This window comes from Acinetobacter sp. ESL0695 (assembly GCF_029392135.1).
GTDB classification, from domain to species: Bacteria; Pseudomonadota; Gammaproteobacteria; order Pseudomonadales; family Moraxellaceae; genus Acinetobacter; species Acinetobacter pollinis.
This window is the reverse complement of record NZ_CP113932.1, coordinates 1300667-1320602: the sequence shown is the minus strand read 5'-3', so window position 1 is coordinate 1320602 and position 19936 is coordinate 1300667. Positions and strand designations below refer to the sequence as shown.

Here is a 19936-nt window from a genome sequence, read left to right as displayed (position 1 = left end):
GTACGGTTTATTCATGGAATTAACGCAACAACAGCAAGTCAAGCTAGAAAAAGTGAAGTTAGATCCAAGCTGGAAATTGGCTTTAAGTGACTTTTTGGTCAGTTCTAAAATGGACAACTTACGCCAATTTCTGTTGGAAGAAAAACAAGCAGACAAAGTAGTTTACCCACCAAGTTCAATGATCTTTAGCGCACTGAATTTAACGCCGTTAGATCAAGTGAAAGTCGTTATTTTAGGTCAAGACCCGTATCATGGTCCGAATCAGGCACATGGATTGAGTTTTTCAGTACAAAAAGGTATTCCTTTGCCTCCCTCTTTACGTAATATCTTTCATGAGTTAAATACTGACCTAGGTGTGAAACCATCTATTCATGGCGATTTAACCAATTGGGCGACTCAGGGTGTATTGTTAATAAATAGTGTGCTTACAGTTGTTGCTGGGCAACCAACATCGCATCAAAAACAAGGTTGGGAAGACTTTACTGATCATATTATTGATGTATTAAATGAACAAAAAGAAAACATTGTATTTATTCTATGGGGCGCTTATGCTCAACGAAAAGGACAACGTATTTTACGAGATAAGCATCTGGTATTGACTGCTGCCCACCCATCGCCTTTAGCTGCAAATCGTGGCGGTTTCTTTGGTTGTAAAGTATTTTCAAAAACCAATAGTTATCTTGAAAAGCATCATATTAAACCTATTAATTGGCAATTGGATTCATGATAGAACAACGTGCAATACAAAAATATCATTCGGATATCTTAGTTGAAAAACAAATCAATGGCTGGGTTGTCATTCGATTAAATAGACCGAAAACACTGCATGCTTTGGATATTTCTTTAGTGAATGCTTTAATTCAAATTTTTGAAGATATTCAAAATGACGATAGCATTGAAGCGGTTTGGTTAGACTCTACGACACCTAAAGCGTTCTGTGCAGGTGGGGACGTCCGTAAGCTTAGACAACTTGTTTTGGAAAATGATCATAAGATTGCTGAGGACTTTTTTACACAGGAGTATGCTTTAGACTTATTGTTACATAACTATATAAAGCCTGTTGTAATTTGGGGAGAAGGCTACGTTATGGGAGGCGGTTTGGGGCTATTTATGGCAGCTCCATTTAGGCTTGTTACACCAGAATCCCGATTGGCAATGCCAGAGATTAATATTGGACTCTACCCAGATGTTGGAGCAACTCGTTTTCTTGCGGACCGTGGTGCAATTGGTCTGTTTACAGGTTTAACAGGTTCAATTATGACTTCGGCGGGTGCATATGCAATTGGATGGGCAACACATATTTGTGAGGCACAACGTGATAAAGTACTTGATAAACTATTTAATATCCGTTGGGAAGACTATCCTGCTGGAAAATTCCGTGCCTTAGATGATGTTTTAAATAGTATGCATCGCCCTGTTGCTGTGGGTCCTTTGCAGAGTTCACTGGATGCGATTCACACAGTATGTCGTGGTAAATCATTTACACAAGACTGTGATGCTATTTTAGGTTTAAGCGAAGCAAGAAGTGACTGGCTTAGACAGGCAGGTGAAAACTTGCAAAAAGGGTCGCCAGTGACCGTCGCTATTACGTGGCTATTATGGAAGTGGGGTAAAGAGGGTCATTCGTGGACAGAAGTTTTTGCTTTAGAAAAGCAGATTTCTGCATGGAAAATTAAACATCCAGATTTTATAGAGGGTGTAAGAGCTCGTCTTATTGATAAAGATTTAAATCCACAGTGGCAAAGTATACAGGCCTATACACTCAAAGGTATTTTGTCTGATTACCCACCAATAACGACCATTGAGAGCTGGAATAATTTATTGAAGCAATATGATATTATTTAATGTGTAATGAATTTAGTACAGATGATTTTTACTGGATGAAACAAGCCTTTCAACAGGCAGACATCGCTGCAACAGAGGGTGAAGTGCCTGTTGGAGCAGTTCTTGTAAGTAATGGTCATCTTCTTGGGGTTGGAAGAAATCAACTTATAGGCTCTCATGATCCAACGGCACATGCTGAAGTCTTAGCCATTCAAAATGCCTGTCGGCAGTTAAAGAATTATAGATTACCTAAAGATGCAACACTCTATGTGACTTTGGAACCATGCACAATGTGTGTTGGTGCACTTATTCATGCACGAATTCATCGAGTTGTTTTTGCGACTCCAGAGCCGAAAGCTGGTGCTTTAATGAGTGCTCGGAAGCTATTAGAAGATGGTTACTATAATCATAAATTTGAGTTCCAGTGTGGTTGTATGAGAGAAGAATGCTCATTACAGCTGAGTAATTTCTTTAAAATGCGCCGTGAGCAAAAAAAGCTAGAAAAAGAAGCCTAGTTTTTACCTAAAATAGCCTAAGTATTTCATGAGATTAAATTATGACAGTTCATATTATTACCATTGATGGCCCAAGTGGTTCAGGCAAAGGAACACTCGCAGCTAAAATTGCTCAGCACTATCAGTATCACTTACTGGATTCTGGTGCCTTATATCGATTATTAGGTTTAGCATTAGTAAGAAGAAATAAACTACAAACACTCTATGATGAAGAGTGTGTGGAAATTGCTAAAAAATTGGATATTCAATTTGAACCAAATGAGTTTGGTGTATTGGTTAAATTAGATGGTCATGATGTTACAAATATTATTCGCTCTGAACAAGTAGGTGAGTACGCCTCTAAAGTTGCAGTGATCGAGCAATTAAGAGCTGCTCTTTTAGATCGGCAGTATGCTTTTGCTCAAGCGCCAGGTTTAGTGGCTGATGGACGAGATATGGGAACTGTTGTTTTTCCAAATGCAGGCGCAAAGATCTATTTAACAGCATCTGCTGAGTCGCGAGCTACACGTCGATATAAGCAGTTGCAGGGAATGGGTAGTGATGCTAAAATGTCGGCCATTTTAGAGAACATACAAGCCAGAGATAAGCGAGATATGGAACGTGAGGTTGCGCCTTTAAAGCCTGCTTCAGATGCATATATCATAGACAGCTCTGATTTGACGATCGATGAAGTCTTTCAGATGATGAAAGTACATATCGATCGATTGTTTGCTTAACAGAATTTGTTTGTGTGCTGCTCGATCAGTTTTAGTAGATAGCTCATAGACGTAACTAAACCGGCCTTGACTGATCCAAGACCGCTGAATTTATCAGGTATATCATGACCGAATCTTTTGCAGCCCTCTTTGAAGAAAGCGAATTAAATTTAAACGTTGAAAAGGGTGCAGTCATCCAAGGTGTTGTTGTAAACATCGATTCTGACTGGGTAACTGTTGACACTGGCCTTAAATCAGAAGGTATTGTTGACCGTGCAGAATTCTTAAATGACCAACGTGAGCTAGAAGTTCAAGTTGGCGATAATGTAGATGTTGTTGTTGAAGCTTTAGACAACGGCATGGGTCAAACAGTTTTATCACGTGAAAAAGCAAAACGTGCTGAAACTTGGACTAAGCTTGAAAAAATCTTTGAAGATGGCGAAATCGTTACTGGTGTTATCTCTGGTAAAGTTAAAGGCGGTTTCACTGTTGACATCGGTCCTGTTCGTGCGTTCTTACCAGGTTCATTGGTAGACACTCGTCCAATCCGTGATACAACTCACCTTGAAGGTAAAGAGTTAGAGTTTAAAGTAATCAAACTTGATGCTAAGCGTAATAACGTTGTTGTATCTCGTCGTGCAGTAATGGAAGCTGAATCTTCAGCTGACCGTGAAGCATTACTTGCTCAACTTGAAGAAGGTCAAACAGTTACAGGTACAATTAAAAACCTTACTGACTACGGTGCTTTCGTTGATCTTGGCGGTATCGATGGTCTTCTTCACATTACAGATATGGCTTGGAAACGTATCAAGCATCCTTCTGAAGTTGTTGAAGTTGGTCAAGAAGTTACAGTTAAAGTACTTAAGTTTGACCGCGAGCGTAACCGTGTATCACTAGGTCTTAAACAACTTGGTGAAGATCCATGGTTAGCAATCATGAGCCGTTACCCTAAAGGTTCAATTGTTAAAGCACGTGTAACTAACTTAACTGATTACGGTTGCTTTGCTGAGATTGCTGAAGGTGTAGAAGGTCTTGTACACGTTTCAGAAATGGATCACACAAACAAAAACATTCACCCATCAAAAGTTGTTCAAATTGGTGATGAAGTTGATGTTATGGTTCTTGAAGTTGACGAAGAACGTCGTCGTATTTCTCTTGGTATTAAACAAACTCGTGCTAACCCATGGGAAGAGTTTGCTAAGAATCACGACAAAGGTGAAAAAGTTTCTGGTACGATCAAGTCTATCACTGACTTCGGTATCTTCATCGGTCTACCAGGTGGCATCGATGGTCTAGTTCACTTGTCTGATATTTCTTGGAACGAGCAAGGCGAAGAAGCTATCCGTCGTTACAAGAAAGGTGACACTGTTGAAGCAGTTATTCTTTCTGTAGATGCTGAAGGAAACCGTATCAGCCTAGGTATCAAACAGTTAAATAGCGATCCATTTAACGATTTCTTAGCTACAAACGAACGTGGTGCGTTGGTTAAAGGTACAATCACTGCAGTTGATGCACGTGGTGCTACTGTTAAACTAGCAGACGAAGTTGAAGCTCAATTAAAAGCTTCTGAAATCAACCATGACCGCGTTGAAGATGCAACTAAACTTCTAGAAGTTGGTCAAGAAGTTGAAGCTAAAATTGTAAACGTTGATCGCAAGTCACGTACAATCAATCTTTCTGTTAAAGCGAAAGACGAAGCTGAACAACGTGAAGCGGTTGCTAACTTACGTCAAACTAATGCGTCTCAAGACAAAGGTCCTAAGACAATTGGTGACTTAATTAAAGCACAAATGAAGTAATTCTAAAAAGTTGATATTAGTGTAACTAATTGATACTTTATTGGTTAATTACTGTAAACGGTAGTGTAGTATAAGCTTACTATGCTACCGTTTTGTATTTAAACAGGTTATTATAAACTTACAAATAAAAGTCGCTAGAAATCAATGAGGTCGTAGATGACTACAGAAGCACTAAATAAATCTGATCTAATACAACGAATTGCTTTAAAGAATCCACATCTTGCAGAACCGTTGGTGGAAGAAGCGGTTAAAATTATGATTGATCAAATGATTGATACTTTATCAGCTGACAACCGTATAGAAATTCGTGGATTTGGTAGTTTTGCCTTGCATCACCGTGACCCACGTGTAGGACGCAATCCAAAAACAGGAAAATCAGTAGAAGTTGCTGCTAAAGCTGTTCCACATTTTAAGCCAGGTAAAGCATTAAGAGATGCCGTCAACGAATCTCTACAAAACTAAAATTTAAAAAATTGTGGTGGATATTATGATGCGATTTATACTAATTATTTTACTGATCGTCATATTTTCGTACTCTTTGGGGCTCGTTCTCATTAATGGTACGCCTGTTACTGTAGATTTATGGTTTACTCATGTGCCAGAGATGCGTATAGGGCTACTTGTTTTAATTACTTTGGCACTTGGCGTAGTCGTAGGCTTACTTCTTGGTGTTCAAGTATTTCGTGTTTTTCAGAATCACTGGGAAATTAAGCGTTTGCACAAAGAGATTGAACGTCTTAGAAAAGAGCAAATTGAAATTGCAAAAACTGCGGCTGCAGATGCAGTTGCTCAAACTCGACACGAAAAAACTGTTTTAGATATTAACTCAAACAATCAAAGCCCATTATAATGGGCTTTATTATTTATTGTTAAGGTTAAGCCGTTGAGTATAATTGTTGCCTTAGATGCAAAAAGTGAGAAAGATGCTCTTATTCTTGCAGATCAGTTAGATCCACAATTATGTAGAGTTAAAGTGGGTAAAGAGTTGTTTACTCATGAAGGGCCTAAAGTTGTCAAGTCACTTCATCAGCATGGCTTCGACGTTTTCTTAGATCTTAAATTTCACGATATTCCGAATACCACTGCACAAGCTGTTTGTGCTGCGGCAGATCTAGGCGTATGGATGGTAAACGTTCATGCATCTGGTGGGCGTAAAATGATGGAAACGTGTGTAGAAAGATTAAAAAAAGGGAATTACGAAACCCAGTTAATTGCTGTCACTGTGCTTACATCGATGGAGCAAGAAGATTTAAGAGAAATTGGGCTTGATGTAAATCCTATGGATCATGTTCGTCGTCTTGCAAGATTAACTAAAGATTCTGGACTAGATGGTGTGGTTTGTTCAGCACAAGAAGCTGCATTCTTACGCGAAGAATTAGGTGAGCATTTTACATTGGTTACTCCTGGTATTAGACCTATTGGTGCAGATACTGATGACCAAAAAAGAATTGTGACCCCAAAGCAAGCAATTGAAAATGGTTCAACACATTTGGTAATTGGTCGGCCAATTACTCAATCAGAAAATCCAAAGCAAACGCTAGCTGATATATTTGCTTCAATTGCTTAATATGAAAATAGAAGTCCATCTAAGTATGGGCTTCTAAAATAACAACAATGGATTGTTTATTCGAAATGAAACTATTATCTCCTATGGCCCGTTATCAAGCTGAGATTGCATCGGGAAAGTTTATTGCCGATGATGCACAGAATAGTGCAGTAGAAGCTTTAGATAGGGTATGGCATCAGTTACTAGAACAAGATGAAGCATCGAAAAGTTTTTTTTCTTTTTTAAAAAAGAAAACCTCTCCGAAAGGTGTTTATATGTGGGGTGGAGTAGGTCGTGGAAAAACTTGGTTAATGGACCAGTTTTTTAATGCTTTGCCTTTAAAGCGTAAAATGAGACTACATTTTCATCATTTTATGCAATATGTTCATAAAGAGTTACATAGTCATACGGGGCAACAAAATCCACTAGATGCAGTAGCAGATCAAATTTATGCAGATGCTACAGTCATTTGTTTTGATGAGTTTTTTGTGTCTAACGTTCCTGATGCAATGATTTTAAGTGATTTATTCCAAAAATTATTTCAACGTGGTATTACATTAATAGCAACATCAAACATTGCACCAGATGGTTTATATAAAGATGGATTGCATCGTGATCGGTTTTTACCTACCATTGAAATGGTAAAGTTGAATTGTCAGATTCTAAATGTTGATGCTGGTGTTGATTATAGATTAAGAATATTAAAGCAAGCTCAGTTATTTAAAACACCGTTGAATGAAGAAAGTGATCATTGGATTTCTGAAAGATTTACCGCATTGACTCAAGCACAACATACAACAACAGATAGTATAGAAATTAATCATAGACAGGTTAAAACATTAGGCATTAGTGAAGATGTCATTTGGTGTGGTTTTTCTGAATTATGTTTACAACCTAGAAGTCCTGCAGACTTTATTGAAATTGCAAATAGATATCAAACGGTATTAGTGAGTAATGTACCTCATTTAACTGATCAATTAAGTGACGCAACGAGACGCTTTATCTATCTTGTAGATGAGTTTTATGATCGTGGTGTAAAGTTATTAATTACTTCAGAAGATTCAATTATAGACTTATATAAGGGTGAGAAACTAGCCTTTGAAATAGAGCGTACCCGATCTCGATTATTAGAAATGCAGTCTGATGATTATTTAAATGCAATGCATAAATCCTCATAATTTCCAATCGATTCTTATGATATAATCGTTTTGTTAGATTCATAGGGGTTCATCATGTGTGCAAATTTTAAACCAATTACAGCAGATCAAGTTGAAAGATGTTCCCTACCAAAAATTGAATTTTCATATAGTGATGAAGTTTATCCAATGGGTAAGTTACCATTGCTATTTCGCTCTGAATTGGAAATAGAGTGGCGGGAAGTTATCTTCGGCATGGTTCCTAAATGGGCTGCAGATGAGCAAATAGCTAAAAAAACATATAATGCACGTCAGGAAACCTTATTACAGAAGCCAACTTTTCAGCAAGCTTTACAAAAATATAAATTTGGTGTTATTCCCGTCACTGAGTTTTATGAAAGTAAATATATTGATGGTAAACCCCAGCGTTGGGGCGTGAGAAGAAAGGATGGTGAAGCATTTTTCATTGCTGCACTTTATGAAATTTCTAAAATTGATGAAAAAATTATTCGCTCTACAACAATGCTAACAATGGATGCGATTGATCATCCCATGATGAAAGATTTTCACGAACCAGGTAATGTGAAAAGATCTGTTATTGTAATTCCTCATCATCAAGTAAATGACTGGTTATCTCTTAAAACAACAAATATTGCTCCATTTGTACAAGGTTTTCCTGTAGATGAGTTTGAGTGTCTATATGTACCTAAGGAAATAAGTGTAAAAGATACACCGCAGTTGAGTATGTTTAATGATTAACCAGACAAATCTGTATCTTTATATATAAAAAAAGAATTAATATGGCTAGGTTTTGTAATTATAAGTTGTTTTAATACAGTTACTTGATTGTATTAATGAGGCTGATGACATCAATATCTCATAGTTTTTACTTATATAATAAAAGTATTTTTATAAATCGCTCTTTTTATACACAATGGCCTTAGTCAATAGATATTGGCTCACCCTCTAGTGAATTTGCATATTATGCAGTTTTTCAGCTCAGCTGGTCTCTTCAGCTGAGCTTTTTTTATGGCCGCAAATAGTCTCTATATTTCTCTGCAAAGCGCCATCCTTTATTGTTGTGCCAATCTATAAACAACTGAATATCAAGAAATCTTTCTCTCTTTGTTGTGTCAGTTCCTTTACACCTCAATTGGTTTTTTATTTTTTCTCTTCTGATCTATTTTCTAAATGCGGTTTCGCAAAACATTTATAAAATAAGGATCACTAGAGATGATTAATACAAACTATCAATCGACAATTTGGACACGTGCTGACGCTTTAAAAGTGAATGAAGATGATCCAACAACAACTCAGCCGATTGTTTCTGCAGATTTCCCTGTGATGAATGATGAACTCTTTATCTGGGATACCATGCCTTTACGTATTTTAGACGGTACTGTGGTTTCAATTGATGGCTGGTCAGTAATTTTCACCCTGACAGCAACTCGTAGCCCTGATGAGTTTAAAGATGCTAATGGTAATTATGATATCACAGCAGATTGGAATGATCGTCATGGTCGTGCACGTATTTGCTTTTGGTACAGCCGTGATGGAAAGAGCTGGGTCTTTGGCGGTCGTGTAATGAAAGAAGGAGTTTCTCCAACATCACGTGAGTGGGCAGGTACACCTATCTTACTAAACGATAAAGGTGATGTTGATTTGTACTATACCTGTGTGACACCAGGTGCAACGATTGCAAAAGTACGTGGTCGTTTAGTGACTTCTGATACAGGAGTGACGGTTGAAGGTTTCAGTACCGTTAAATCATTATTTTCAGCCGATGGAAAATACTATCAAACTGAAACACAAAACCCATACTGGAACTTCCGTGATCCATGTCCATTCATTGATCCAAATGATGGTCGTTTGTATATGGTCTTTGAAGGCAATGTTGCAGGTGATCGCGGTTCGCATACGGTAGGACCGGCCGAGCTCGGGAGTGTTCCACCTGGCCATACCGAAGTGGGCGGTGCACGTTACCAAGTAGGCTGTATTGGCTTAGCTGTTGCCACAGACCTTACTGGTGAGAATTGGCAGATTCTACCGCCGCTGGTGACTGCAGTTGGGGTAAATGACCAAACAGAACGTCCTCACTATGTATTTAAAGACGGGAAGTACTATTTATTTACCATTAGTCATAAATACACGTATGCAGATGGGTTAACAGGTCCTGATGGAGTCTATGGTTTTGTCAGTGAGGATTTAACGGGTCCATATCGTCCAATGAATAGTTCAGGGCTAGTGTTAGGTAATCCGTCTTCGCAGCCATATCAAACGTATTCACATTATGTAATGCCAAATGGTTTAGTTACCTCTTTTATTGATACGATACCTGTAGATTTCGAGACATCAGAGCATTTGAAGTATCGTATTGGTGGTACGGAAGCACCAACAGTACGTATTGAACTGAAAGGAGATCGCTCTTTTGTACGTGAAGTGCTTGACTATGGTTATATTCCTGCCATGCGTAATATTACTTTAAAACCTCAAATCAAGCCTTTTGGGAGATAGTACAATGAGTAATGTTGTCCTTTATATTATTTGCCTTCAGTTTTTCTTTTAGATATTTAAGATGTAATTTTACTTAAGTTTTTTAAATAACTACCACTTCGCTTTTAGAAAAGCGAAGTGGTTTAATTGCTTATCTCTGTACGTATTCGATATTTGCGTAATACGCATCTCTAGATTGTACGAAAGATGAATAGCGAGGAGCTGCAACCATCATGGTTACTTTTTTCCCAGCAACAACACATTGGCCATTCGGACAACTACCTACTACCATAACTCGTTCTACATTTCTGGTACAAGACTTTTTGCCAGGAGTTGATATACAGCGCATATCATATAGTCTTCGACATGCTGCTCCGTTGTCCCATAGTCCATCAGAGACTAACACGACATTACCATTACTAGATGAAATATCTTGAGCACTAACATTCGGACAGTTTCCCATATATGAATATGCTGAGCCTCCAACACGTCCATAAAAGCTAAGAGTACCAACGTCCGCAAATAATTGCTGAGAAACAAAAAAGCTAAACGCAATGAAAATAAAGTTTTTTAGCATTTCAATATAAACTAAAATAAGGGAAATCGATTATACTGTGATTAAATTATCTTTATGTATATTAATTGATAAATTACTCACATTTTAAAAGAGGGTATATTGGTCCTGAATCAGATCTTTTACTATTTTCTTTGCAATAAACTGATATTCATATTTTTTATGAATAACTATAATTTCACGAAAAAACTGTAATTCATTATTGAGTTTGAATATTTTGACTTGAGCTGGTCTTTCTTTCCATAGTCCAACATCGGGGATAATTGCGATTCCAAGATTCGATTCTACCATTTTAACAATCGCTTCGATGTCATCTACTTCAATTAAGTCCTTAGTATTTAATTTATAATGATGGATAAAGTCTTGAACCAAAACTCCTCCAAATGACTTGTAGTTATAGCGAATAAAAGGGTATTTCTCTAAAATTTCTCTAATATGACTTTCATCAACAGATTGATGTGTAATAAGTACAAATTCCTCTTTTTTTAATGTATAAGACTCTATCGTTTCATCCAAAGCAAAAGGTGGCTTAATAATGAATGCGATATCTAAGCGATTTTCCATCACAGATTCAAGAAGATATTCTGATATACCAGGTACTAAATTAATTCGAGCATTGGGAAAATAAGTAATCATTTTCTTTAATAACTGTGGAAGAAAACTGACTTGAATCGTTGATATTGCACCAACTTGTATTTCTCCTGAAAACTCAGTCAATGAGGGAGGAAACTTCATTTTTTCTGCTAATGTCATCATCTCTTCAGCTAGGTTAATTACTCTTAAACCTTCTGCATTTAAGTGAACATTTCGGCCCACACGGTCAAATAGTTTACTGCCTAAATATAATTCCAATGATTTAATTTGTGCGCTGACCGCAGCTTGCGTTAAACCAATTTCTTTACCAGTAGCACTAAATGATCCGTATTTTTTAATGGCAATGAGTGTTTTTAATTCGGTAAGCATAAGCTACTTTTATGACATAAATATATAATGTAATTAAAAAAAGTAGCTATGAGAAGTAATTAAAAAAACTATTTAGCAAAAAGTTGACCCATGTCTTTAAATGCTTTGAACTCGAGAGCATTACCACAAGGGTCGAGTAAAAACATTGTTGCTTGTTCACCAACTTGTCCTTTAAACCTGATATATGGTTCAATGACAAACTGCGTATTAAATCCTTTTAAGCGTTCTGCTAAGTCCTCCCATTCATTCCATGATAGAACAATACCAAAATGAGGAACTGGGACGTCATGTCCATCTACTGGATTGGTATGTGCATGCTCTTGTGTGGTGGTTTTTGGGTGTTCATGTATTACAAGTTGATGTCCATAAAAATCAAAATCAACCCATTGAGTGCTTGAACGCCCCTCAGATAATCCGAAAATTTGACCATAGAAATTTCTTGCCGCTGCTAAGTCATATACAGGAATTGCAAGATGAAAAGGGGATAATGCCATAATCGAATCCTTGGTTATTCATATCAGTAATTTACCTGCCAGATTTGTTTAATAATCATGAGTAGGTCATTCGATAGTAGAAAAATTAATTCAATTATAAAAACAATATATTTTTATGAGTTTAATAAATATTTTTTGTGGATTATTCAATAAGAAATAGATTGAGTTACTTCACTATATCTCTATATATTATAAAGATTAATTTTCCAAATTTGGAGATTGTCAGTTGAATTATAAAGGTTTAGAAACACTATATTGGGTTGCTCGTTTAAATAGTTTTAATAAAGCTGCTATACATCTCAATACTACACAGTCTTCCGTATCTCAGCGTATTTTAGCTTTGGAAGCTGAACTGAATATCAAGCTTTTGAATAGAACACCACGCTATATACACTTAACAGACAAAGGAAAAATTGCATTTAAATATGCTGAAAAATTAATTTTACTTAACGAAGAGTTCTTATCGACTATTGCTGAAAATGACAGTTGTATTGAGAGTACAATTCGTTTAGGAACCTCAGAAACCATTGTGCATACGTGGTTGGTAGATTTCATTGACGTTGTTTATCGTGAATACCCTTATATTACCTTAGATATTATTATTAATATTACGCCAGTATTGAAAGAGATGTTAAAAAATGGCGAGCTTGATATGGTTTTTATGTTAGATCATACATGTGACTTCGATTGTATTCAGCGTCCTTTATGTTCATTTGAACAAAATTTTCTAGTTTCTGCCGATTTTGGCAAGCGATTTCAATCTAAAGGCGCGTTTACTTTTCGTGATTTAACAAGATCGACCATGATTAGCTATCCCAAAAATACACACCCTTATTTAGATTTAAAGCAACAATTGAATCAATTAAGGTTATTAGAACCTAAGACAATTACCAGTTATTCATTAACCACTTTAATTAAGATGACTGAAGAAGGAATGGGGATTGGTGTGCTACCACATTATTCTGTCTTAAAAGAGCTAAGAGAAAAGAAGTTATATTTATTGCCCTCTGAAATTTACTTAAGGCCTTACCATTTTTTATGTGTTTACACCATTGGAAGTGATGACAATGTAAAACACAATCTTGCGGATCTTGCAGTGAGTGTTTCTAGCAAAGCAATGAAAAAGTTAAATCAGCAATTTAAGAGTGAAAACTTTTATTTATTTTAAATGATCCAATATATGGCATAAGGCACTATATTAAAACATAATAAGCACTATTATAATGCTTATTATTTTTTTTGTATTAAAAAAATTAATCTATAATCATTATAAAATATGATTTATAAAAAAACACAATAATATCAAATATTTAAATTCAATATTTTTTATTTTATTCGCTTGTCGCTTTTGTATTTAATGTGATTTATTAATTAAAAGAAATTTTTCATATTTAAAGGGAAGGGTATGCAAGATAATAGAAAGAAATTATTTTCAGAAAGACAATGGGCATTAATTGCATCTATTTTTCTGATGGCAACATCTGCTATGGGGCCAGGATTTTTAACCCAAACAGCAACATTTACCGCAAAAATGGGAGCTGCTTTTGGTTTTGGAATATTACTCTCTATTATTATTGACTATGTTGTACAACAAAATATTTGGCGTGTCGTCACACTTACTCAGATGCGCGCACCTGAGGTTGCTAATGCAGCTTTACCAGGCAGTGGGTATGTACTTGCAGTATTGGTTATATTGGGGGGATTCTTTTTCAATATTGGAAATATTGCAGGTGCGGCGCTTGGTTTAAATGCACTTTTAGGGCTTGATACGAAATGGGGTGGTGTTATTAGCGGAGGCATTGCCATTTTAATTTTTGCATCAAAGCAAGCTACTGCAGTAGTAGATAAAAGTATGATGGTATTAGGGATCGTCAAAATACTCATCGTAGTCATTGTTGCAATTATTGTTGCACCTCCTGTAGGTGATGCCTTTCATCAAACTATTTTACCGAGTCATATAGACTTTGCCAGCATTACAACAATTGTTGGCGGTACAGTAGGTGGTTATATCTGCTATTCAGGTGCTCATCGTTTACTCGATAAAGGTGCGGTTGGCCCAGAAAATATTAAAGAGGTTTCGAGCGCAGCAACTAAAGGAATTATTGTCGTAGGTATTGTTCGATATGTACTTTTTCTGGCTATATTAGGTGTTGTCGCTAGTGGTGCAATGATTGATTTATCGAGTAAAAATGCGAATCCAGCAGCTCAGGCATTTCAATATGCAGCCGGGGAGTTTGGATTTAAAATTTTTGGATTAATTTTCTTTGCTGCGGGTATTAGTAGTGCAATAGGTGCAGCATATACATCAGTTTCTTTTTTCACAGTATTTAAAAAAGATATCTCATTAAAACAACGCAATACTTGCACCACTATTTTTATTGCAGCTGCACTTTTACTCTTTGTCATTTTAGGTGCGACACCTGCCAGTTTACTTATCTTCGTAGGCGGATTTAACGGTCTCGTGCTCCCTATTGGTTTAACACTCTTTGTTTATGTTGCAGCATTTCGTAAAGATTTGATTGGTCATCAAGGTTATCCAAAATGGTTAACTGTTCTTGGCGTTCTCACCTGTGTTCTGACTTGGTATATGGGGTATATCTCGTTCAATACTATTTTTCACTACTTAGAATCATAATAAGGAGATCATGATGAATATTGATTTAAACAGCGATCTAGGTGAAAGCTTTGGCTCATGGCATATGGGCAATGATAAGGAAATTCTAAAAATTGTGACCAGTGCAAATATTGCATGTGGTTTTCATGCAGGTGATCCACAAGGTATGCTTAAAACAATAAAACAAGCTTATGTATGTGGAGTTGCAATAGGTGCACATGTTTCATATCCCGACCTAGTCGGATTTGGACGGCGCAATATGGATTTATCTTATGATGAGTTATATGCCGATGTGTTATATCAAATTTCCGCACTAAGTGGCATGGCTAAGAGTGTAGGTGCTGAAGTGACCTATGTAAAACCCCATGGTGCTTTATATAATACCATTTCAAAAGACTTACAGCAGGCACAAGCAGTGGTTGATGCGATTTGTGCATTCAACTCAAGTCTATATTTAGTCGCTTTGGCTGGCTCACCACTCATTCATTTTGCAAAAGAAAAAGGCTTATCTGTAATTTCTGAGGCATTTGCAGATCGTGCGTATCATTCAGATGGAACACTCGTTTCTCGAAAAATAGATGGTGCAGTTTTACACGATTATGATGAAATTGCGTTAAGAGTCGTAAATATGGTGAAAACAGGGCATGTACAGTCAATTGAAGGTCATTTAACTCCTATCCAAGCAGATAGTATCTGTGTACATGGCGATACAAAAGGGGCATTAGAAATTGCTCAAAAGATTACTCAGGTCTTAACCGAAGAAAATATATCAATTCGTTCCTTTTCCTCCTTAAAAGGAGGTCAGTAATATGAGTATTCATTATCAAGCCACACCGACACAGTTAGCTATAGCACATCAAGAAAGACTTAAAATTAGACATGGGGCAAATGTTCCAACAATGGGTCTTGCACCGGGTATGACACAAGTAAATATGATTTGTGTACCTGAAGATTGGGCATGGGATTTTTTATTGTATGCGCAAAGGAATCCTCAAAGTTGTCCTGTTCTTGACGTCATTGAATCTGGTGGTTTTAAAACGATATTAGGTAAAGATATTGATATTCGGTCTGATTTTCCTAAGTATCATATCTGGGAAAATGGTCAAAAAATAAATGAGTTAACAGACATTACAGAGATTTGGGAAAAACATCCGAAATTGGTGACATTTTTAATTGGTTGTAGTTTTTCTTTTGAAAACGATCTTTTAATGGCTGGTATCGAGGTACGCCATATTACAGATCGGACAAATGTTCCCATGTATCTAACAAATATTCCTTGCCGTACTGCTGGAAAAATTTCGGGTAATCTTGTTGTCTCTATGAGACCCATTCCTGCCTCTCACGTGTCTCAAGCTGTTCAGATTACATCAAAAGTTCCTCTTGTACATGGTGCACCTGTACATATTGGTTTTCCTGAACAGCTAGGAATTAATGATATTTATCGCCCTGATTTTGGCGATATGCCTCGGATGTTACCACACGAAATTCCAGTATTTTGGGCTTGTGGTGTGACACCTCAAGCAGCAGTCATACAATCTAAGATTCCTTTTGCAATTAGTCATGCACCAGGACATATGCTTATTACAGATATACCAGATCGTAGATGGTCAATTTAATTCTCAAGGCAGAAAAATAATGCGTTTTCTATCCGTAAGTGCAAATAGTTTTCTGATTGAGTTTAGTCATCTGTCAGAAACAACGAATTTCTTTAGATATTTAAAGCAACAGCATCATCCAGCGATTTTGGATATGATTCCTGCAGAAAAAACAATATTTATTGAATATTCAGCATTCCTTATTGAACAAAAGCAATTAATTGAATGGATTGCTAAACAACAAGTTAAAGATATAACACCAGAGGTGGGCGAGGAAGTTATTATCCCTGTCAGCTATAAAGGTATAGATTTGGCTCCAGTTGCCGAGCTATTGGGAATAACTGTCGCAGAAGTTATTAAGAGACATACAGAAAATGAATGGAAGGTTGCATTTATTGGTTTTTCGCCTGGCTTTGGCTATCTAAATAGTGAAAATGCACCATTTGGTAGTGTTCCTCGACTGAGTTCACCGCGTAAACAAATTACCATGGGAGCTGTTGCACTGGCTGGTGAGTATAGCGGAATTTATCCCAAAAATAGTCCTGGTGGGTGGCAGCTTATTGGACATACGGATGAAAAAATGTGGGATATTTATCGTAATCCACCAGCATTATTATTGCCCGGTCGCCGTGTTATTTTTAAAGATAATAAAAATGGAAGTTCTATTTTCGTTGCTTCATCAATAAAAGAAATAGGCGCGGTTGAGCAGAAAGAAGGTCGTGAAGCTGTTCTAAAAATCTTAAAATCAGGTATGCAAACATTAATACAAGATGAGGGTAGACATGGACAATTTGCCTTAGGAGTAGGTGTTGGCGGAGCCATGGATAAACGTGCGATGCAGTATGCGAATGAATGTGTAGGCAATCAGATTCATAGTGCTGTTTTAGAAATTTTAAATGGTAGTTTTCAAGCTGAGATTCAACAACACACAGTTATTGCGATCACTGGTGCAGAGGCTGAAGTATCTATTCAATATAAAGATGGACACACTGTTGAGGCTTCAACTTATGAAGCAATTGCATTAGATGTGGGAGATCAAATTAAGATTAAAACACCACGTGCAGGTTTAAGAAATTATCTTGCAATACGAGGTGGAATAGATGCACCCAAGATATTGGGGAGTAGAAGTTTTGACACTTTGGCGGAGTTAGGCGCAGCGCCCTTAAAACAAGGAGACAATGTCTATGTTGAGCAATCGATTGTAGGCGCTATTCCTTTTAATATTTCTTTTCAAAAATTAAGTCTTCCAACATCTTCCAATATTGTCATCTTAGATGTCATTTTAGGGCCTAGGCTCAATTGGTTTGATGCAGATAGTATACGAATTTTGAGCTCACAAGATTGGTTAGTCACAAGTGATATTAATCGTATTGGGTTGCGACTTCATGGAAATGAACCACTTAAGCGAATTAAACATGAGGAACTCCCAAGTGAAGGAACAGCTATTGGTGCGTTACAAATTCCTCCTAATGGACAGCCCGTATTGTTTATGAACGATCATCCTTTAACTGGAGGATATCCCGTTATTGCAACAGTTGCAGATTACCATTTGGATCTTGTGGCACAAATTCCTACAGGATGCCGTATTCAATTTCATCCAATTTCAGAATTCATGGACGTAAAAATATGAAACATAAGCTAATTATCACAAATCGTGGTGAAATTGCAGTACGAATTATACAAACTTGTAAAGACCTATCTATTCATTCTATTGCGATCTATGCAAATGATGATATACAAAGCCTTCATACTCAATATGCAGATGAAGCATGGGCACTACATGGTATCTCTGCTGAAGAAACCTATTTAAATATGGGGAAAATTTTAGAAGTTGCAAAAAAATCTGGTGCAACAATGTTACACCCCGGTTATGGGTTTCTTTCTGAACGTGCCGATTTTGCTCAAGCTGTTTTGGATGCTGGACTAATTTGGATTGGCCCCTCACCGAAGAGTATTCAACTTTTAGGTGATAAAATTGAAGCACGTAAAATTGCAAAAAAAGTGGGTGCACCACTTGTTCAAGGAACCACTGAGCCATTAAAAAATGCTCAAGAAGCATATCAATTTGCTTTAGATTATGGATTGCCAATCGCAATTAAAGCAGCATTTGGTGGGGGTGGTCGTGGTCTTAAAGTGGTCAGAGCATTAAATGAAGTAACGCATCTATATGAATCTGCTGTTCGCGAGGCTGTTAGTGCATTTGGTCGCGGGGAGTGCTTCGTTGAACAGTATTTAGATCGACCAAGACATTTAGAAGCGCAAATTATTGCAGATCAACATGGTAATGTTGTGGTATTGGGAACCAGAGACTGTTCTTTACAAAGACGTAATCAGAAATTGGTAGAGGAAGCACCTGCACCATTTATATCTGAGCAAATTTTTCAGCAGATTTTAGATTCTGCTAGCGCAATTTGTAAAGAAGCCGAATATGTGGGTGCTGGAACCGTAGAGTATTTATTGAGTCATTCGGGGATGCTGTCTTTTTTAGAAGTGAATACGAGATTACAAGTCGAACATCCTGTAACAGAACAAACTACAGGTGTCGATTTGGTCGCTGAGCAAATTTCAATTGCATTAGGTCATCGGTTGTCGATAACAACGATGCCAAAGCCACAAGGACATGCAATTGAATTTAGAATAAATGCCGAAGATCCAACACGTGGGTTTATTCCAGCATTTGGTATGATTCATGATTTTAAATCGCCGTCAGGTTTAGGTGTGCGCCTAGATACAGGCATAAAACGTGAAAGTTTGGTTTCTAGCCATTTCGATTCACTTTTAGCAAAATTAGTGATTACTGCACCAACAAGAGCACAGGCGATACAACGTGCAAAACGTGCCTTAAGTGAGTTTAAGATTGAAGGTATTGCAACAGTATTACCTTTTCATCAAGATGTTTTACAGCATCCAGATTTTTGCGAGGATTTCAAAGTACATACACGCTGGATTGAACAAGACTACACTCCAAATTATGAGCCATTTGTACGAAGCCAATACCAGAAAAATAGTACCATTCAGTATCTTCAAATTGAAATTGATGGGAAGCTACATGAAGTAGGTTTGCCAAATACACTACTGAAAAATATGGTGCAAGCACCTATTGCTGATGTTACATCGAGTTCAGAAACTGCATCTTATAATATGGTTGCTGCACCAATGAGTGGTGTTATTACAAAATGGAATGTGACTTCAGGTGAGTATGTAGAGAGTGAGCAAATAATTGGCATTATGGAAGCGATGAAAATGGAAGTACCTATTGTTGCCCATAAATGTGGATTTTTAAATATTATAATTGATACGCAAAATACAATTACAGCAGATACATCTATTGCCTCTATTGATGAAAGTTAATTTTTATCTGTTTTTAAGCTTGTTCATGTTTTAATGGAACAAGCTTAAAAGGTAAAATAGTACAAATAGATGGATACACAACTAACAGAAAGAATATTAAAAATTTGTGAAGCTCAAATGGCTAAGAAGGGAGAAAATGTCGGCCTTTCTTTTTATGCATTTTTTAAAAATAAAAATGATGAACCAGAATTATTAATGCAAGTTGCCTCTTGGTGGATTATGACACATCGGTTAGATCATTTTGAAAAAGCTTATAAAATTAAGCAACTTATATTAAGTGAAAATAACACATAGCTTTCAATTTGAATGTTTAAGCAGATGAATTTATGAGTTAAAG

At 36.8% G+C, this 19936-nt stretch carries 21 protein-coding genes; 18 read left to right on the top strand and 3 right to left on the bottom strand.

Going from position 1 to position 19936, the window contains the following annotated elements:
- Nucleotides 1–13 precede the first annotated feature (13 nt).
- The 11 genes from ung (at nt 14) to OZX61_RS06165 (ending at nt 10029) form a co-directional block, all read left to right on the top strand.
- The gene (ung, locus tag OZX61_RS06215; protein WP_277094212.1) at nt 14–727 is read left to right on the top strand and encodes a uracil-DNA glycosylase; all 714 of its coding nucleotides are present in this window, start codon (nt 14–16) and stop codon (nt 725–727) included.
- Nucleotides 724–1845 carry an enoyl-CoA hydratase/isomerase family protein gene (locus tag OZX61_RS06210; RefSeq protein WP_277094211.1) on the top strand — a complete coding sequence of 374 codons (1122 nt, stop codon included), beginning with the start codon at nt 724–726 and terminating at the stop codon, nt 1843–1845. The genes ung and OZX61_RS06210 overlap by 4 nt, the downstream gene beginning before the upstream one ends.
- Entirely contained in the window at nt 1845–2339 is a 495-nt protein-coding gene (tadA, locus tag OZX61_RS06205; protein WP_277094210.1) for a tRNA adenosine(34) deaminase TadA, read from the top strand. The genes OZX61_RS06210 and tadA overlap by 1 nt, the downstream gene beginning before the upstream one ends.
- 41 nt (nt 2340–2380) lie before the next feature.
- Nucleotides 2381–3055 carry a (d)CMP kinase gene (gene cmk, locus OZX61_RS06200; protein ID WP_277094209.1) on the top strand — a complete coding sequence of 225 codons (675 nt, stop codon included), beginning with the start codon at nt 2381–2383 and terminating at the stop codon, nt 3053–3055.
- Nucleotides 3056–3159: 104 nt separating this feature from the next.
- Nucleotides 3160–4833: a 30S ribosomal protein S1 gene (rpsA, locus tag OZX61_RS06195; RefSeq protein WP_023272084.1), complete on the top strand. Its 1674-nt coding sequence runs from the start codon at nt 3160–3162 to the stop codon at nt 4831–4833.
- A gap of 156 nt (nt 4834–4989) precedes the next feature.
- Nucleotides 4990–5295, top strand: coding sequence for an integration host factor subunit beta (locus tag OZX61_RS06190; RefSeq protein WP_195770714.1), 306 nt, complete (start codon nt 4990–4992; stop codon nt 5293–5295).
- Between the two features lie 28 nt (nt 5296–5323).
- Nucleotides 5324–5683 (top strand): LapA family protein, encoded by a 360-nt coding sequence (locus OZX61_RS06185; RefSeq protein WP_195770867.1) that lies wholly within the window; start codon nt 5324–5326, stop codon nt 5681–5683.
- 33 nt (nt 5684–5716) lie between these two features.
- Nucleotides 5717–6400 carry an orotidine-5'-phosphate decarboxylase gene (gene pyrF / locus OZX61_RS06180; protein WP_277094208.1) on the top strand — a complete coding sequence of 228 codons (684 nt, stop codon included), beginning with the start codon at nt 5717–5719 and terminating at the stop codon, nt 6398–6400.
- Nucleotides 6401–6465: 65 nt separating this feature from the next.
- Nucleotides 6466–7557 (top strand): cell division protein ZapE, encoded by a 1092-nt coding sequence (zapE, locus tag OZX61_RS06175; protein ID WP_277094206.1) that lies wholly within the window; start codon nt 6466–6468, stop codon nt 7555–7557.
- Between the two features lie 54 nt (nt 7558–7611).
- Nucleotides 7612–8274, top strand: a complete 663-nt coding sequence (locus OZX61_RS06170) for an SOS response-associated peptidase family protein (RefSeq protein ID WP_277094205.1) — start codon at nt 7612–7614, stop codon at nt 8272–8274.
- Between the two features lie 474 nt (nt 8275–8748).
- Nucleotides 8749–10029: a glycoside hydrolase family 68 protein gene (locus OZX61_RS06165; RefSeq protein WP_277094204.1), complete on the top strand. Its 1281-nt coding sequence runs from the start codon at nt 8749–8751 to the stop codon at nt 10027–10029.
- A gap of 130 nt (nt 10030–10159) precedes the next feature.
- On the opposite strand, the gene OZX61_RS06160 is transcribed toward OZX61_RS06165, so the two are convergent.
- The 3 genes from OZX61_RS06160 to OZX61_RS06150 form a co-directional block, all read right to left on the bottom strand.
- Nucleotides 10160–10471 (bottom strand): hypothetical protein, encoded by a 312-nt coding sequence (locus tag OZX61_RS06160; RefSeq protein WP_277094203.1) that lies wholly within the window; start codon nt 10469–10471, stop codon nt 10160–10162.
- A 198-nt stretch (nt 10472–10669) separates the two neighbouring features.
- Complete coding sequence (locus OZX61_RS06155; RefSeq protein ID WP_277094202.1) at nt 10670–11545, bottom strand: LysR family transcriptional regulator; 876 nt, start codon at nt 11543–11545, stop codon at nt 10670–10672.
- A 68-nt stretch (nt 11546–11613) separates the two neighbouring features.
- Nucleotides 11614–12039 (bottom strand): VOC family protein, encoded by a 426-nt coding sequence (locus OZX61_RS06150; RefSeq protein ID WP_195772972.1) that lies wholly within the window; start codon nt 12037–12039, stop codon nt 11614–11616.
- Nucleotides 12040–12265: 226 nt separating this feature from the next.
- Here OZX61_RS06150 and OZX61_RS06145 point away from each other — a divergent pair, with 226 nt between their 5' ends.
- From OZX61_RS06145 to OZX61_RS06115, 7 genes are all read left to right on the top strand, one after another.
- Complete coding sequence (locus OZX61_RS06145; RefSeq protein ID WP_277094201.1) at nt 12266–13207, top strand: LysR family transcriptional regulator; 942 nt, start codon at nt 12266–12268, stop codon at nt 13205–13207.
- A 237-nt stretch (nt 13208–13444) separates the two neighbouring features.
- Nucleotides 13445–14674, top strand: a complete 1230-nt coding sequence (locus OZX61_RS06140) for an NRAMP family divalent metal transporter (protein WP_277094200.1) — start codon at nt 13445–13447, stop codon at nt 14672–14674.
- A 13-nt stretch (nt 14675–14687) separates the two neighbouring features.
- Nucleotides 14688–15461 (top strand): 5-oxoprolinase subunit PxpA, encoded by a 774-nt coding sequence (locus tag OZX61_RS06135; RefSeq protein ID WP_277094199.1) that lies wholly within the window; start codon nt 14688–14690, stop codon nt 15459–15461.
- A 1-nt stretch (nt 15462) separates the two neighbouring features.
- A complete protein-coding gene (locus OZX61_RS06130) occupies nt 15463–16269 on the top strand; it encodes a putative hydro-lyase (RefSeq protein ID WP_277094198.1) in 807 nt (268 codons plus the stop codon).
- Nucleotides 16270–16288: 19 nt separating this feature from the next.
- Nucleotides 16289–17878, top strand: coding sequence for an urea amidolyase family protein (locus OZX61_RS06125; RefSeq protein WP_277094197.1), 1590 nt, complete (start codon nt 16289–16291; stop codon nt 17876–17878).
- Nucleotides 17875–19599, top strand: a complete 1725-nt coding sequence (locus OZX61_RS06120; RefSeq protein ID WP_277094196.1) for a biotin carboxylase N-terminal domain-containing protein — start codon at nt 17875–17877, stop codon at nt 19597–19599. Before OZX61_RS06125 ends, OZX61_RS06120 begins: the two co-directional genes overlap by 4 nt.
- Nucleotides 19600–19668: 69 nt before the next feature.
- Complete coding sequence (locus OZX61_RS06115) at nt 19669–19893, top strand: DUF6500 family protein (RefSeq protein WP_277094195.1); 225 nt, start codon at nt 19669–19671, stop codon at nt 19891–19893.
- Nucleotides 19894–19936 lie beyond the last annotated feature (43 nt).

Bases quoted from the DNA above. Each gene is read 5' to 3' on its own strand.
- ung (WP_277094212.1), top strand. From the start codon at position 14: ATGGAATTAACGCAACAACAGCAAGTCAAGCTAGAAAAAGTGAAGTTA.
- OZX61_RS06210 (WP_277094211.1), top strand. From the start codon at position 724: ATGATAGAACAACGTGCAATACAAAAATATCATTCGGATATCTTAGTT.
- tadA (WP_277094210.1), top strand. From the start codon at position 1,845: ATGTGTAATGAATTTAGTACAGATGATTTTTACTGGATGAAACAAGCC.
- cmk (WP_277094209.1), top strand. From the start codon at position 2,381: ATGACAGTTCATATTATTACCATTGATGGCCCAAGTGGTTCAGGCAAA.
- rpsA (WP_023272084.1), top strand. From the start codon at position 3,160: ATGACCGAATCTTTTGCAGCCCTCTTTGAAGAAAGCGAATTAAATTTA.
- OZX61_RS06190 (WP_195770714.1), top strand. From the start codon at position 4,990: ATGACTACAGAAGCACTAAATAAATCTGATCTAATACAACGAATTGCT.
- OZX61_RS06185 (WP_195770867.1), top strand. From the start codon at position 5,324: ATGCGATTTATACTAATTATTTTACTGATCGTCATATTTTCGTACTCT.
- zapE (WP_277094206.1), top strand. From the start codon at position 6,466: ATGAAACTATTATCTCCTATGGCCCGTTATCAAGCTGAGATTGCATCG.
- OZX61_RS06170 (WP_277094205.1), top strand. From the start codon at position 7,612: ATGTGTGCAAATTTTAAACCAATTACAGCAGATCAAGTTGAAAGATGT.
- OZX61_RS06165 (WP_277094204.1), top strand. From the start codon at position 8,749: ATGATTAATACAAACTATCAATCGACAATTTGGACACGTGCTGACGCT.
- OZX61_RS06160 (WP_277094203.1), bottom strand. From the start codon at position 10,471: ATGGGAAACTGTCCGAATGTTAGTGCTCAAGATATTTCATCTAGTAAT.
- OZX61_RS06155 (WP_277094202.1), bottom strand. From the start codon at position 11,545: ATGCTTACCGAATTAAAAACACTCATTGCCATTAAAAAATACGGATCA.
- OZX61_RS06150 (WP_195772972.1), bottom strand. From the start codon at position 12,039: ATGGCATTATCCCCTTTTCATCTTGCAATTCCTGTATATGACTTAGCA.
- OZX61_RS06140 (WP_277094200.1), top strand. From the start codon at position 13,445: ATGCAAGATAATAGAAAGAAATTATTTTCAGAAAGACAATGGGCATTA.
- OZX61_RS06135 (WP_277094199.1), top strand. From the start codon at position 14,688: ATGAATATTGATTTAAACAGCGATCTAGGTGAAAGCTTTGGCTCATGG.
- OZX61_RS06130 (WP_277094198.1), top strand. From the start codon at position 15,463: ATGAGTATTCATTATCAAGCCACACCGACACAGTTAGCTATAGCACAT.
- OZX61_RS06125 (WP_277094197.1), top strand. From the start codon at position 16,289: ATGCGTTTTCTATCCGTAAGTGCAAATAGTTTTCTGATTGAGTTTAGT.
- OZX61_RS06120 (WP_277094196.1), top strand. From the start codon at position 17,875: ATGAAACATAAGCTAATTATCACAAATCGTGGTGAAATTGCAGTACGA.
- OZX61_RS06115 (WP_277094195.1), top strand. From the start codon at position 19,669: ATGGATACACAACTAACAGAAAGAATATTAAAAATTTGTGAAGCTCAA.